Raw genomic sequence first — 260 nt, 5'->3', positions numbered from 1 at the left:
CGCCAAAGTGGTTTATAAGCGACAGAAGTTAATAGACTAAAGTAGACAAAAGAATTTAATAGCTTTTTCCGGATTTAAGAATTAAACAAGGTGACCAACCTAAGCGGTATCGCGAAATCGGTTCACCTTGCGCAAATGGAATGCTCGTGCGAGGCACGATGTCATTAGACATTTGCACCCAGTTTTCCTGGTGACTATAGCGTTTTGGACCCACCTGACCCCATGCCGAACTCAGAAGTGAAACAAAACAGCGTCGATGA

Annotated in this window: 1 rRNA gene; it reads left to right on the top strand. The window is 43.8% G+C overall.

The features are described from left to right. Positions 1-186: 186 nt before the first annotated feature. Positions 187-260, top strand: a 5S ribosomal RNA gene (rrf, locus tag EXT47_RS23730); the annotation flags it as partial.

The organism is Pseudoalteromonas sp. CO342X (genome assembly GCF_004208915.1).
Lineage (GTDB): Bacteria > Pseudomonadota > Gammaproteobacteria > Enterobacterales > Alteromonadaceae > Pseudoalteromonas > Pseudoalteromonas maricaloris.
Note: the sequence above shows the minus strand (reverse complement) of the source record. Positions and strands in the feature narration are given on the sequence as shown.